10 protein-coding genes and 4 pseudogenes are annotated in these 13236 nt (G+C 47.2%); 4 read left to right on the top strand and 10 right to left on the bottom strand.

All coding sequences use genetic code 11. The features are described 5' to 3' along the window. Window positions 1-2: 2 nt before the first annotated feature. The 3 genes and pseudogenes from rseB to rpoE form a co-directional block, all read right to left on the bottom strand. Window positions 3-968 (bottom strand): sigma-E factor regulatory protein RseB, encoded by a 966-nt coding sequence (rseB, locus tag CS022_RS16440; protein ID WP_129123219.1) that lies wholly within the window; start codon window positions 966-968, stop codon window positions 3-5. A 13-nt stretch (window positions 969-981) separates the two neighbouring features. After that, a pseudogene (locus CS022_RS28200) lies at window positions 982-1603 on the bottom strand (RseA family anti-sigma factor). A 27-nt stretch (window positions 1604-1630) separates the two neighbouring features. Beyond that, window positions 1631-2209: an RNA polymerase sigma factor RpoE gene (gene rpoE, locus CS022_RS16430; RefSeq protein ID WP_129123195.1), complete on the bottom strand. Its 579-nt coding sequence runs from the start codon at window positions 2207-2209 to the stop codon at window positions 1631-1633. Window positions 2210-2621: 412 nt separating this feature from the next. On the opposite strand from rpoE, the gene nadB reads away from it, so the two are divergent. After that, window positions 2622-4235: an L-aspartate oxidase gene (gene nadB / locus CS022_RS16425; RefSeq protein WP_129123194.1), complete on the top strand. Its 1614-nt coding sequence runs from the start codon at window positions 2622-2624 to the stop codon at window positions 4233-4235. 39 nt (window positions 4236-4274) lie between these two features. Here the strand turns inward: nadB and CS022_RS16420 are convergent, their stop codons facing one another. From CS022_RS16420 to CS022_RS16415, 3 genes are all read right to left on the bottom strand, one after another. After that, the gene (locus tag CS022_RS16420; RefSeq protein WP_129123193.1) at window positions 4275-6080 is read right to left on the bottom strand and encodes a methyl-accepting chemotaxis protein; all 1806 of its coding nucleotides are present in this window, start codon (window positions 6078-6080) and stop codon (window positions 4275-4277) included. 152 nt (window positions 6081-6232) lie between these two features. Continuing rightward, complete coding sequence (locus tag CS022_RS28195; RefSeq protein WP_408057255.1) at window positions 6233-6559, bottom strand: protein YgfX; 327 nt, start codon at window positions 6557-6559, stop codon at window positions 6233-6235. Window positions 6560-6605: 46 nt separating this feature from the next. Next, the gene (locus CS022_RS16415) at window positions 6606-6866 is read right to left on the bottom strand and encodes an FAD assembly factor SdhE (protein ID WP_129123192.1); all 261 of its coding nucleotides are present in this window, start codon (window positions 6864-6866) and stop codon (window positions 6606-6608) included. 195 nt (window positions 6867-7061) lie between these two features. Between CS022_RS16415 and ygfZ the strand changes: the two genes are divergently transcribed. The 3 genes and pseudogenes from ygfZ (at window position 7062) to CS022_RS16400 (ending at window position 9003) form a co-directional block, all read left to right on the top strand. Continuing rightward, window positions 7062-8045 carry a tRNA-modifying protein YgfZ gene (ygfZ, locus tag CS022_RS16410; RefSeq protein WP_129123191.1) on the top strand — a complete coding sequence of 328 codons (984 nt, stop codon included), beginning with the start codon at window positions 7062-7064 and terminating at the stop codon, window positions 8043-8045. Window positions 8046-8049: 4 nt separating this feature from the next. Next, window positions 8050-8528, top strand: a pseudogene (locus CS022_RS16405) (aminoacyl-tRNA deacylase). Window positions 8529-8799: 271 nt separating this feature from the next. After that, entirely contained in the window at window positions 8800-9003 is a 204-nt protein-coding gene (locus CS022_RS16400) for a DUF1107 family protein (RefSeq protein ID WP_129123190.1), read from the top strand. A gap of 89 nt (window positions 9004-9092) precedes the next feature. Here CS022_RS16400 and gcvH read toward each other — a convergent pair whose 3' ends face one another. The 4 genes and pseudogenes from gcvH to CS022_RS16380 all read right to left on the bottom strand — a co-directional run bounded on the left by gcvH (window position 9093) and on the right by CS022_RS16380 (window position 13166). Further along, complete coding sequence (gcvH, locus tag CS022_RS16395) at window positions 9093-9485, bottom strand: glycine cleavage system protein GcvH (protein WP_129123189.1); 393 nt, start codon at window positions 9483-9485, stop codon at window positions 9093-9095. A 200-nt stretch (window positions 9486-9685) separates the two neighbouring features. Further along, window positions 9686-10540 carry a small-conductance mechanosensitive channel MscS gene (gene mscS / locus CS022_RS16390; RefSeq protein ID WP_129123188.1) on the bottom strand — a complete coding sequence of 285 codons (855 nt, stop codon included), beginning with the start codon at window positions 10538-10540 and terminating at the stop codon, window positions 9686-9688. A gap of 212 nt (window positions 10541-10752) precedes the next feature. Continuing rightward, window positions 10753-11828, bottom strand: a pseudogene (fbaA, locus tag CS022_RS16385) (class II fructose-bisphosphate aldolase). Between the two features lie 175 nt (window positions 11829-12003). After that, a pseudogene (locus CS022_RS16380) lies at window positions 12004-13166 on the bottom strand (phosphoglycerate kinase). Window positions 13167-13236 lie beyond the last annotated feature (70 nt).

The raw sequence follows: 13236 nt of genomic DNA, 5'->3' as shown, positions 1-13236 counted from the left end.
GATTACTTGCCTTGGTCACTATCAGTGGGCACAAAGCGTACTGACTCTGCGATGATCTTCGCTGTGGCTGGCGGTATATCTCCAACAACAGTGATTTCAGCGTTACCTGTGACGAAACTGTGCATCGTTCTGCGGCCAAGCCTCACTTTCTGTTCCCTTACTGACATTTTATCAGCATCGGCGAGATAAACAGAAAAACTGAATAGACCATCACTGAACATCTGACTTTCAACTGGACGGCTGGTTAACATCAATCGGTGTCGGTTTCGGTAAACGGGAACAAAGCCCTTGGGTAGAGACGTGACTTCCCACCCCATTTCCACATCCTGATGTTTGGGAGCATGCACGACGGGAGGAAGCTCCGCACTGGCTATCGCTTTCAGCGAATCTGCAACCTGTGATGAAATCACAAGTGATGTCACACGGTACTGCTCAAGCGGTTCGCCATCACGATCCAGCACATCAGCACGGAGAAGAAGATGGCTTCGATCTTCAATCCAGAGCACATAGGAGTAGCGGCTTTCATCTTTTGGCGACACTCTGACAAGGTTGGCTGACAGCCCTGCTTCACGACCTCGTCCCAAAGAAACAAAATTATACAGTTTTGCTATGCGCTTGATATCTGACTGAATAATCGCTGGCAAGGGCGCTACCATCTGCCCACTCTCGATAGTGAAGGATTCAACACCGGGCTCGTAATAGCTGACCTCACTGCCGCGCCGGATGATCTTACGGTTAGGTCCGCTCAGGTAATTGATATGGCCAAATGACTCACCATCGATCAGCGCATGTCTATAACGAAGTGGCTGTATGCTGCTCTTGCGGACGTGGATATAAGAAATTTCATAACTAAGCTGGTGGCTAGCATTATCCATTTTCTCAACAAGAACACGGGCGGCTTCATCCGCCGCCTGTGCTAAAGGGGAGAGTGTCATCAGTGCTACCGCACCCACCCAAAATGCTTTAATCAAGGTGTGCTCTCTACTCTTGCAATTCCGTCTTTGGTTCCACAGCATCTGCATTGAGCCTTAACTGTAACTCAAAGTCTTGTAATAACGCATTGATTCGAAGGCGCTGCTCTCGGAGCTGCTCGTCGCTAACTGCATTTGGCTTTTCAACTTCGCGGCTTAAACTAACAGGCTCGGCGGCACCGGAAAAAGGAATTGTCTCAAGAATCGGTGGCTGACTTGTTGCTTCAGCAAGTATTGGGCTGTCAGAACCAGGAGGCTGGGTCTGCACACCAATAAGAATGGCCATACAAACAGCCGCCGCGATACCCACTTGACCAACAGGCTGCAGCCAACCGGTAGAGAGAGCGTTTTCGGTCGAGGTTGAGACTCCCGAAGTGCTCAACGTTAGCGGGCATGGCCGGCTGATGGTCGATGTCACGGCTATACGAAGGTTCGTTTTCTAACGCAGCACTCACACTGGACGCAATGTCCCAGTCTAATGTCGCGGGCGCTTCCCCTCTCAGGGTGTCGCGGATAACACTGTAGCTTTTCCATGACGCCTGAGCACCCGAATCGCTTCCCAGCGCCTCGATTACTCTCTTGTCTCTGTCTTCACCATCAAAAAATGACGAGACATTCTCTTTATCAGCCATCTCTTTCACCGTTCAACAATACGTCGGTCATTGTTTAATCAGCGGATTGACACGTTTGTCTACCGCTTCTCGGGCACGAAAAATCCGGGACCTAACAGTCCCTACCGGGCAGTCCATCACCTCGGCAATTTCCTCATAGCTCAAGCCGTCGATCTCACGCAATGTGATTGCAACCTTCAGCTCTTCAGGCAATGTTTCTATGGTATCAAACACGACCTGCTTCAATTGTTCTGACAACAATAGGTTCTCAGGGTTCGAAATTTCTTTCAGTGCACCACCGTTCTCAAAATTCTCAGCTTCATCTGCATCGACGTCGCTGGGCGGCGGCCGTCTGCCCTGCGCCACCAAATGATTTTTGGCAGTGTTCACAGCAATACGGTACAACCAGGTATAAAATGCGCTCTCCCCCCTAAACCCCGGAATTGCGCGGTAAGCTTTGATAAAAGCCTCTTGCGCCACATCGGGAATATCGCCACTGTTGGTGACATATCGGGAAATCAGATTACACACCTTATTCTGATATTTTATAACAAGTAGGTTAAATGCTTGTTTATCGCCATTCTGAACCCGTTCAATCAGTGCCTGATCTGTCTGTTGCTCGCTCATTCGAGCACACTCTCCTTATTAGTGGCATCTGAAAACTTCACTCGGCTCAGCTCTCATCTTGTACTGCCTGTTAACGTAAAGGTTTTGTCCCCTTTACGGCCGGCAGCATCGCCACTTTCTGTGGGCTAACGTTCAGGCCTGTAGTTGGGAACACACCAAAGTCATTTAGTTCCAAATATTGTTTTGGATTCTTACATCTTTTGATCCAGATCCACAATTTTACCAGATTGCGCGCCAAGACTTCACCAAACTCATCGATATTTCAGAAAGCTTCCGTAACACCACTCAAATTACGCGTCTGATGCCTGATAGTGTACACTGATCGGTCAGAACACAAGATAGACCGATACATGGAACATCAGCGAAACACGTTGCGTTGTTTCTTTGAGAGTTTTTGGGATACAGGAAAGGTATGAAACACAACCGAGACCATCTGTGCGATGTGCTGGTTATTGGCAGCGGTGCTGCTGGCTTGTCACTTGCACTTCGCCTTGCCTCCAAGCACAAAGTGATCGTTTTGAGCAAAGGCCCGAGAGATGAGGGCGCGACCTTGTACGCACAGGGTGGAATAGCCGCGGTATTTGATGAAGAAGATTCTATTGAGTCTCACGTGCAGGATACACTCATCGCTGGTGCAGGCCTTTGTGATGAAGACACAGTGACCTTCATCGCCGAGAACGCCAAGCCGTGTGTGCAGTGGCTGATTGATGCAGGCGTTCCTTTCGATAAAGATGAAGAAAGCGAAGCGGGAGAAACCAAGTTCCACCTTACGCGAGAAGGTGGACACAGCCACAGACGCATTCTTCACGCAGCCGATGCAACTGGCCATGCTGTTCAGACATCACTTCAGGACAATGTGCATCAACACCCCAACATCACGGTACTTGAACGGCATAACGCTCTTGATCTGATCACCAGAAAAAAAATAGGTAAAAAGGGAAAAGATCGTATCCTTGGTGCTTACGTTTGGAATCGAAATAAAGAAGCAGTCGAAACTGTACGTGCACGTTTCGTGGTGATGGCAACAGGCGGAGCGTCCAAGGTATATCAATATACGTCAAACCCTGATGTCTCTTCTGGTGACGGTATTGCCATGGCATGGCGTGCAGGATGCCGGGTAGCAAACCTCGAATTCAACCAATTCCACCCAACCTGTCTTTTTCACCCTGAAGCGCGTAATTTCTTGCTAACTGAAGCGTTAAGAGGCGAAGGCGCATATCTACGTCGCCCCGATGGGACACGATTTATGCCAGACTTTGACTCACGTGCAGAGCTTGCTCCCCGTGATGTCGTCGCTAGAGCGATTGACTACGAGATGAAACGTTTGGGTGCAGACTGTATGTACCTGGATATCAGCCACAAAGACCCTGACTTCGTTACCAAACATTTCCCAACCATTTATGAGAAGTTGCTGACTTTTGGCTTTGACTTAACAAAAGAACCCGTTCCTATTGTACCTGCCGCTCACTATACCTGTGGTGGTGTGATGGTTGACCGTAATGGTCAAACCGACCTACCGGGGCTCTATGCTATTGGGGAAGTCAGCTATACAGGGCTTCATGGTGCGAATCGCATGGCATCAAACTCTCTGCTCGAATGTGTAGTATATGCTTGGTCCGCCGCCTGCCATATTGGATCGCAAGCAGGTGAGAGCATACCAGACGAGATACTACCCAGCTGGGATGAAAGTCAGGTGAGTTGCTCTGACGAGGAAGTGGTTATTCAGCACAACTGGCATGAGCTTCGTTTGTTAATGTGGGATTATGTTGGCATAGTGCGTTCTACAAAACGCCTTGAGCGCGCACTGAGACGCATCGAGTTACTGAAACAGGAAGTCAATGAGTATTACAGTAACTTCCGTGTATCGAACAACTTGTTAGAACTTCGTAACCTTTTAGATGTTGCTGAACTGATGGTTCGATGTGCAATGGCAAGAAAAGAAAGCCGAGGGCTGCATTACACCATTGACTACCCCGATATCAACGAAAACAGTAAGCCAACTATCCTCACACCGGATAACGCGTAAAATAAAACCCGCCGAAGCGGGTTTTATTTTCTCTTCGTTCTATGCCTTAAACGTCGAGATTGCTTTTTCGAGAGAGCCCGCCTGAGACGCAACGCTTGTCGCTATCTCACTGTTCTCCTCGCTTATCTGGCTGGTCGTTGAAGTGATTTCCTGAATCTTATGTACGTTTTGGTTCACTTCACGTGCGACCATGCTTTGCTCTTCCACGGCTGTCGCTATCTGTGTGCTCATGTCCATGATCTGCTGCATGTCTGCCATAATATTATCCAAACCCGTCGCCGCTTCAGATACAAAGTTTACCGACTCATCACCATACTGCTGACAAGAAGAAATCTGGTTTACAACCTGCTCTGTCTGCTTCTGAAGTGAGGTGATCATGTCATCAATTTCTTCTGTTGATTGGTGGGTACGGTTAGCCAGACTGCGTACCTCATCAGCAACAACCGCGAACCCTCTGCCCTGCTCACCGGCTCGTGCCGCTTCAATTGCCGCGTTGAGCGCCAGCAAGTTGGTTTGCTCAGAAATTTCCTTGATCACATCAACCACACTGCCAATCTTCTGGGACAATGACAGAAGGCTCTGAATTTCCTCACTCGCACGCCCCAGATCGTGGGATAGCGTACCTATCGCACTGCGAGTCGACTGCATGGTTTGGAAACCTTCCTGCGCACGGTCGAGGCTCTGGCCAGCGTTCGACGCTGCGGTTTCTGTGCGTGATGCAATCTCATGGATAGTGGATTCCATTTGGTTGACTGCTGTTGCGGCCAGTTCTGTTTCACTTCGCTGAGTAATGAGTGCATGCTCTGCATCATTGGTTCGACTTTTCACCTCAAATGCCGCGGTATTCAGCGAGGTTATGGAGTCTTTGACTTCACTGATCAGTGATTGACAGTTCTCCATCACTTTGTTGAAATCTTCAGCCACCTGCCCAAGCTCATCTTTCGATTCGGTACAAGCTCTTAATGTCAGATCGTGAGTAACCGCAACATCTGACATCGTCTTCAGCAAATCATCAACCCCTCTTTGGATAGTACGACTTACCCATGCTGTCACGGTAAATAGAAGTAATATCACCGCGATCAGGCTTGCAATAAGCCACGTCCAAACCATGCTCTCCGCCTCTGACGTTACCTCTGATAGCTGTTCTTTCATCTGCGTAAAGCTGTCTTCAACGGCATGGGAGCGCGAACGAATTTGACCACGCAGTCCTTCTTTGTGCGTCAAACCCATTACTTTTTGCTGCTTATGGAGCGCCGTCGCCACATTCAGCTGCTCAGCAAACAAGGTAGGGTTTGTATCAGCAACCGCTTCTGAGTATGTCGAGAAGGTCTTTGATGATTTATTTAATTGGAGCAATTCAACTAAACTCACCATTTTTCTTGCCAAGATCTTCTCGTCAGCATTGGATGCTATCTCTGTCAGTCGATTGTTAATTTCCGTCAGTTGTCCTCGAAGGCCCGATTTTGGATTCAAACCCAAAATCTCATACCCTTTCACAAGATCAGTAAAACCTTGTGAGTACTCTTCCATTGAACGTGTCACCGTGCCTTCCCCAGGGAGCACAATGCCCGCTTCGTGAGCACCAGACTTCAACTCTTCGAACTTTTCATCAAACAGCTTTTTGTTACTGATGAACTTGGTCAAATATTTAATATCAAAGCGTCCGAGAAAGTCTTTCTCGTTCCGGCGAAGGTGTAAGAGTAAGGCTTCTAACTGCGCAACGTTAGTTTGATTCTTCTGTAAGCCCATTAACGATTCATTGGCTTTCCACATCAGGCCAGAAAAAATAACTAATGAAAAACCTGCTACCGCAGACAATACCTGCATCTTTGTCTTGATTTTCACTTCCACTACTCCAAAAAGTGATACGCAACTGTGTGTACATAAAAGGTTGCTGATAATAGTGTCTATTAAATCCTTATCGACGAAACCATGAAAAAATGCGATTCATTTTGCTTTTTTGTTATGCAAATGGAAGCACCTTCAAATTAAGACCTTTAAATTGATCGCGAAACTCTTGCAAGGTGACGATATGAAATGGGTCCAACAGAGTCGGAGAAAATAGGGAAAAAGCGGGTAGAAGAGGTTTTAGGAAGTTTAAGAAGAATAAAAAATCGAGAGAATATAACAATTTGTTCAACTTGAACTTTTTGCTCACCACGAGAAAGTTGACCATCAATCCTGAGTTGATATGTTCCTGTGAGAGCTTGAAAACATCGCCATTTTTTCTGTCTGTCTCTCATCAAAATACCGACAAATGATGCTTTGAGGCAGAGCGGAAACGCCGAGGTGATGAACAAAAGGAGCAACAGAGAGACATACATTCCCCATAACAACCGTCTTACGGTTGGTGAGGAATGTAAGGTGAAGTTAACGCAGTTTGCTTCGGTTGTGCGAAACAATGGCATCGGTCATTGCTTTCATGCGGGGGTCATCACTGGTGCCATGTCCCATCAACCAAGCAAAAAGGTCAGGGTCATCACACTTCAAAAAATCGATAAAGTCCTGCTTATCTTCGTCAGAGAGTGAATCAAAGCGTTCCTCAAAGAAAGGATCCAAAATCACATCCAATTCAAGCATACCGCGTCGACACGCCCATTTTACTCGCGCTCTTTCTTCTGCGCTTACCATGTTGACCTCATTCTTGATGGTGTTTTGTCAGCATAGTACCAATGCCAATCTGACGAGGCTATGTCAAAACTGAGTCTGCCTCGCGGCTTGTGATCTCAGCAACATTAATCGGCCACTATCAGCGCCTTGTGGTGCTGACTTTATCCGGGACACCCTTTAACATATTCAACAGACAGAATTTATGTGAGAAAAATCATGACAACCTGGTACGAAAAACAGTCATTTTCACGTTTGCCCCTGACAGCGTCATCCGCCCTCCCTGCTTTGTCATTGATAGGCCTTGATAGCCTGTCACTTATCACTGCTACGGGTGCCGATACAACCAGTTACCTGCAAGGCCAGCTCACTTGTGATCTGGTTTCGCTAGATAAGGGAGCCTCGACACTGGCTGCACATTGCGATGCGAAAGGCAAAGTATGGTCAATTATTCGTTTGTTCCATCACGGTGAAGGCGTTGCCTATGTTCAGCCGGCATCCGTCAATGAGCAGCAATTGACTGAGCTGAAAAAATACGCGGTATTTTCCAAAATCACTCTGGAAACCAGTAATCTGATTTTGCTCGGCGTTGCTGGAGAGAAGGCTGACAACGCGATACAAACGCTGTTCAAACCAGACTCTAACGTCGTCAACACCGCAACAGGAACGGCAGTGAAAATTGAGCAAAATCGCTGGTTACTCGCTGTGACAGAACAAGAAGCGGATGATCTTCTGGGTAAACTCAAAGACGCCACGCTCTCAGACTCTTCACTCTGGGCACTTTACGATATAAAAAGTGCACTTCCAGCACTCGCATCAGAAACTGTCAGTGAGTTCATTCCACAAGCGCTAAACCTTCAGGCATTGGGCGATGCCATTAGCTTCAAAAAAGGCTGCTACACAGGTCAAGAAACCGTTGCCAGAGCAAAGTATCGAGGCATCAACAAGCGCGCCACCTATCTGCTTGCTGGACAAACAAACGAAACACCTAATGCAGGCGATACCATTGAGCGCAGCGTTGGTGAAAACTGGCGAAGTGGCGGTACAGTCATCTCCGGCTATCGTTTTGACGATGGCGAAGCATTAATTCTTGCTGTGTTGCCCAACAACCTCGATGACGACACTGAATTCCGTCTTGCAGGCGACAACAGCTGCCGTATTAGGCGCATAACATTGCCTTACGCACTTGATAACGAAGACTAAATGTATGTCATCATTCAAGTCATCCATCATCACAGACTTGCTCGATAGCAAGTCTGTTCCCTATCAAGTATTGTTACATGAACGTGAAGCAATATCTGTCGAAGATGCTGCAAAACAGCGCGGAGTAAACCAGAGCTGATGGTGAAGTCTATTCTTCTCAGAGACATGGGTGGCTTGTATGTGCTTGCCTGTATTCCGGGCTCAGCGCAGGTTGAGCCGCGAAAAGTGCGCCAACAGTTTAATTGCCGGAGAATGACCTGCGCTGATGCTACGCAGGTAGAAGAGATTACCGGATTTCAGTTGGGTACCGTGGCACCACTGGCACTAAAATCTTCAATTCCCGTCGTTTTTGATAAGGCCTTAGCGAGTAACAAAACTATCAATATTAGCAGTGGAACGCGTATGGCTGGCTTGATGCTAAGTTTTGAGCAGCTTGCCTCTCTCATAGACCCTATATTCGCCGACATCACAAGAACCACATAGCCCTTACGATTATAAAAAACAAATAATCTTCAGTATCGTAACGCATTTTACACAAAAATAACCTTAACTTTCGCCATGAATAGTAACGTATTCATTCATAACGTCTATTTTTACTACTTTTATTATTTTTATCCCTGTTCAGTCACTTTACAGTCATAAAGTCAGGGGTATAATCCTGCCGCCAGATTTCTGGTGAGCTTGCTTGTTAGCCAGGAGGATGGAGTTGGCTAGTTATGCCGTAAGGATAAAAAAATAATAAAAGGAATTACTAATGCGAATGTTTAATCGATATATCCCTGTCATGGTGGCGAAGCATGTCCAGCGTTTGTTCTCTGGTCGCTTGCACATCAATGGTAAGGGAGATTTCGAGTTTCAGAAGGGACTACTTCAAGCGCCGGAGAATGCTGAGATCCATCACTACAAGACAGTGAAGGAAGTTAATCAGGAAATTCGAAGACTACGCACTGAATACTGACTCTTTTCGCTTAGCCAAAACAACAAACACCGCGCCATGCGCGGTGTTTTATTATCAATTCGGAAATAATGGCAGTGAGCGTCGTACGATTAATCGTCGTCATCTAGTGACTCGGCATAAGCTTCGGCATCAAGCAGGTCGTTCAACTCCGCATCATCAGAGATTTTTATCTGAAACAACCAGCCATCGCCGTATGGGTCAGAGTTCACCAGCTCGGGGGAAGATTCTAAATCTTCATTGATGGCCACTACCTTACCCGTCAAGGGCGCATATACATCTGACGCCGCTTTTACCGACTCAGCCACTGCGCAATCATCACCCGCATCGACTGTATCATCAAGATCAGGCAAATCGATAAACACCATATCGCCGAGTAACGACTGGGCATGGTCTGATATACCGACGGTATAAACCCCATCGCCCTCGGGGCGAACCCATTCATGGGTCGTCGCATACTTAAGCTCTGACGGGATATCGCTCATAAATCAGCATCCTTATAACTGAGTGATTGGTATGTCTACCTGTTTATAAATTACACACTGTCTATGTAAGGCAAGGTAGGAAAGCCCGACAATATCTGCAAGAAAAAATGTTACAAACAGTGAAATTTCTTTAACCGGATCATAGGTATTTGACACCTTAATGAGAGTGTCACGCGTTGGCAGCAAGACATTACTCCCAACTATTCCGCACTGGATTTCGTTAACTGGATATCCATTTTCGGATACGGAATCTCAATACCTTTACTGTCTAATCCTTCCTTGATGGCCTGCATCAAATCAAAGTAAACAGGCCAGTAATCACTGGTGTTTACCCAAGGGCGAACAACCAGATTCACAGAGGAATCAGCCAGTTCAACCACACCGATAGTGGGGGCTGGGTTAGACAATATTCTTGATTCTGCAGCGATAATATCGGCAAGTACCTGCTTGGTCTCTTGCAGGTTTGCACTGTATGAAACACCAACCATCAGATCGATACGACGGGTGTTGTAGGTCGAGTAATTGGTGATAGGGCTACCAATGACTGAACCATTTGGCACCACCACCATTTTATTGTCCGGCGTCTTTAGCACCGTAGAAAAGAGCTGAATAGAGGATACAGAGCCTGACACGCCAGCAACCTCAACATAGTCACCCGATTTAAAAGGTCGGAACATGACAATCAGCACACCAGCCGCAAAGTTTGATAACGACCCCTGCAATGCAAGGCCAACAGCAAGGCCTGCAGCACCAATCACCGCAACAACAGATGCAGTCTGAACACCCAGCCTGCCAAGCGCAGCAATCAGTACAATGGCGAACAACATGTAGCGAACAAAAGCTTGAACAAAGTCGACCACCGTCATGTCGAATTTCTTACGCTTTAAGACCTCGGCAACACCATTCGCCAGCGCTTTGACTACCCAGTTACCGATAACCAAAATCAAAATGGCGGTAAGGATGTTCATCCCATATTGGATAAGTAGATCCTGATTATCCACCAGCCAGCTGGTGGCATCATTCGCGGCATGCTCAAGTGCATTTTCTTGGCTCATTGTAATCTCGCTTTTTGTTCGCTCAGATAACCTATCGGCAGAATAGCGTAAAGGTCCGTTATGTATTCATTAGGAAGGAATTACCGGCGAAATTGTAACGCCAATAAAAGTAGAGGCATTGGCTCAATTACTATACAGATAAAAAAAACCCGCCAAGAATTAGCGGGTCTTATCACACTATGGTTCACGCGATAGCGTGAATCAATCTCAGCTTACAGAACGTCGATCGCGTTCAGATCAGAGAATGCTTGCTCAAGACGAGTCACCATTGACTCTTGGCCTTTACGCAACCAGACACGTGGATCGTAGAATTTCTTGTTAGGTGCATCTTCACCCGTTGGGTTACCGATTTGGCCTTGTAGGTAGCCTTCGTTTTCAACGTAGTAAGTGCGGATACCGTTCCACGTCGCCCACTGAGTATCGGTATCGATGTTCATTTTGATAACACCGTAAGAGATAGACTCTTCGATTTCAGCTTGTGACGAGCCAGAACCACCGTGGAATACGAAGTTCAATGCATTAGGTGCGATACCGAATTTCTCAGCACAATAAGCCTGAGAATCACGCAGGATAGTTGGCGTCAGAACAACGTTACCTGCTTGTATACGCCGTGTACGTTACCGAAAGAAGCAGCAATAGTGAAACGGTGGCTGATCGCATTCAGTTTCTCATATGCGTAAGCAACGTCTTCTGGTGAGGTGTACAGCTCAGATGCGTCCATGTCAGAGTTATCAACGCCATCTTCTTCACCACCAGTACAACCCAGTTCGATTTCCAGCGTCATGTTCATCTTCGCCATGCGCTCAAGGTACTTGCCGCAGATTTCGATGTTTTCTTCCAGTGACTCTTCAGACAGGTCAATCATGTGTGAAGAGAAAAGTGGCTTGCCAGTTTGCTCATAAAACTCTTCACCCGCGTCCAGCAGACCGTCAATCCAAGGTAGCAATTTCTTTGCAGCGTGGTCAGTGTGCAGAATAACTGGCACACCATATGTTTCAGCAACAGCGTGAACATATTTCGCACCCGCGATAGCACCTGCAACTTGTGAACCTTGACCTTCCAGCTTCAGGCCTTTACCTGCGAAGAACGCAGCGCCACCGTTTGAGAACTGAACAACAACAGGTGCTTTAACCTTTGCCGCAGCTTCCAGGACAGCATTGATAGAATCGGTGTTAACAACGTTTACCGCTGGCAGGGCAAATTTGTGCTCTTTAGCAATTTCAAATACTTTCTGAACATCATCACCAGAGATAACGCCAGGTTTTACGAAATCAAAAATCTTAGACATAGCAATAGTCCTATTTAAACTGTCTTTTGATAATTTTCTGTCCGATTGACCCCCTCAACCGAACGCAATTCAGCAAACGTTTGCGAACAACGCGAAGCATTGTACCCAAACTGGGTGCCAAAACCACCACTGTCTGGCACCCGGCAGCGGCCGTAGCCACTGCAGTTTTGTTCAATTAACCGTTAGCGCGCTGTTCCAACATTTCTACGGCTGGCAGCTTTTTACCTTCAACAAACTCAAGGAACGCGCCGCCCCCTGTTGAAATGTAAGAAACCTGCTCTTTGATGCCGTACTTGTCGATAGCAGCCAGTGTGTCGCCGCCACCCGCGATTGAGAAGCCTTCAGAGTCAGCAATGGCTTTCGATACAATCTCAGTACCTTTACCAAACTGCTCAATTTCAAAGACGCCAACAGGGCCATTCCAAAGAATGGTTTTCGCATTTTTGATAATTTCCGCCAAATGGTGCGCTGAATCAGGGCCGATATCCAGCACCATGTCATCTTCAGCAATATCACCTGACGCTTTAATCGTGGCTTCTGCAGTATCAGAGAACTCTTTTGCACACACAACGTCAGTCGCCACAGGCACGTCAGTCTGAGACATTAGCGCGTTCGCCGTATCAACCAGATCGGTTCATACAGTGATTTACCCACGTTGTTGCCCGTTGCAGCGATGAAGGTGTTTGCGATACCACCGCCTACTACAACTTGATCGGCAATTTTCGCCAGCGACTCAAGCACTGTCAGCTTGGTAGACACTTTCGAACCACCAACGATAGCAACCATTGGACGCGCAGGGGTATCCAGCGCCTGACCCAGCGCTTCAAGCTCAGCGGCTAGCAAAGGCCCCGCACACGCAACAGGCGCGTGCATGCCAACACCGTGTGTTGAAGCCTGTGCACGGTGAGCAGTACCAAATGCATCCATGACAAATACATCACACAGCGCCGCATACTGATTAGACAGTGCTTCGTCGTTTTTCTTTTCGCCTTTGTTAAAGCGAACGTTTTCCAGAACAACCAGTTCACCTGCATTCAGCTCAAGGCCTGACAGGTACTCTTTTGCCAGTGTCACGTCGCAATCAAGCGCGTCGTTCAGATAATTAACTACAGGTTGCAGAGAAAACTCTTCTGCATACTCGCCTTCAGTAGGACGGCCAAGGTGAGAGGTCACCATCACTTTTGCGCCGGCTTCAAGGCAGCGCTTGATAGTAGGTAGTGATGCCAGAATACGCGCATCAGAGGTGACTTTACCCTCTTTCACTGGCACATTCAGGTCAGCACGGATCAGGACACGCTTACCAGCAAGGTCCAGATCAGTCATTTTAATAACAGACATATTCGCTCTCTCTTTAACTTAAAATTAAAAATAATCCATGTAAAAGTCGGCCCACGAAGAGGTTCAAACA

This window comes from Veronia nyctiphanis, assembly GCF_004116385.1.
In the GTDB taxonomy this organism is placed as follows: Bacteria; Pseudomonadota; Gammaproteobacteria; order Enterobacterales; family Vibrionaceae; genus Veronia; species Veronia nyctiphanis.
The sequence above is the reverse complement of the archived record's forward strand: the minus strand, read 5'-3'. Positions and strand labels throughout refer to the sequence as shown.

Bases quoted from the DNA above. Each gene is read 5' to 3' on its own strand.
- rpoE (WP_129123195.1), bottom strand. From the start codon at position 2,209: ATGAGCGAGCAACAGACAGATCAGGCACTGATTGAACGGGTTCAGAAT.
- nadB (WP_129123194.1), top strand. From the start codon at position 2,622: ATGAAACACAACCGAGACCATCTGTGCGATGTGCTGGTTATTGGCAGC.
- CS022_RS28195 (WP_408057255.1), bottom strand. From the start codon at position 6,559: ATGTATGTCTCTCTGTTGCTCCTTTTGTTCATCACCTCGGCGTTTCCG.
- CS022_RS16415 (WP_129123192.1), bottom strand. From the start codon at position 6,866: ATGGTAAGCGCAGAAGAAAGAGCGCGAGTAAAATGGGCGTGTCGACGC.
- ygfZ (WP_129123191.1), top strand. From the start codon at position 7,062: ATGACAACCTGGTACGAAAAACAGTCATTTTCACGTTTGCCCCTGACA.
- CS022_RS16400 (WP_129123190.1), top strand. From the start codon at position 8,800: ATGCGAATGTTTAATCGATATATCCCTGTCATGGTGGCGAAGCATGTC.
- gcvH (WP_129123189.1), bottom strand. From the start codon at position 9,485: ATGAGCGATATCCCGTCAGAGCTTAAGTATGCGACGACCCATGAATGG.
- mscS (WP_129123188.1), bottom strand. From the start codon at position 10,540: ATGAGCCAAGAAAATGCACTTGAGCATGCCGCGAATGATGCCACCAGC.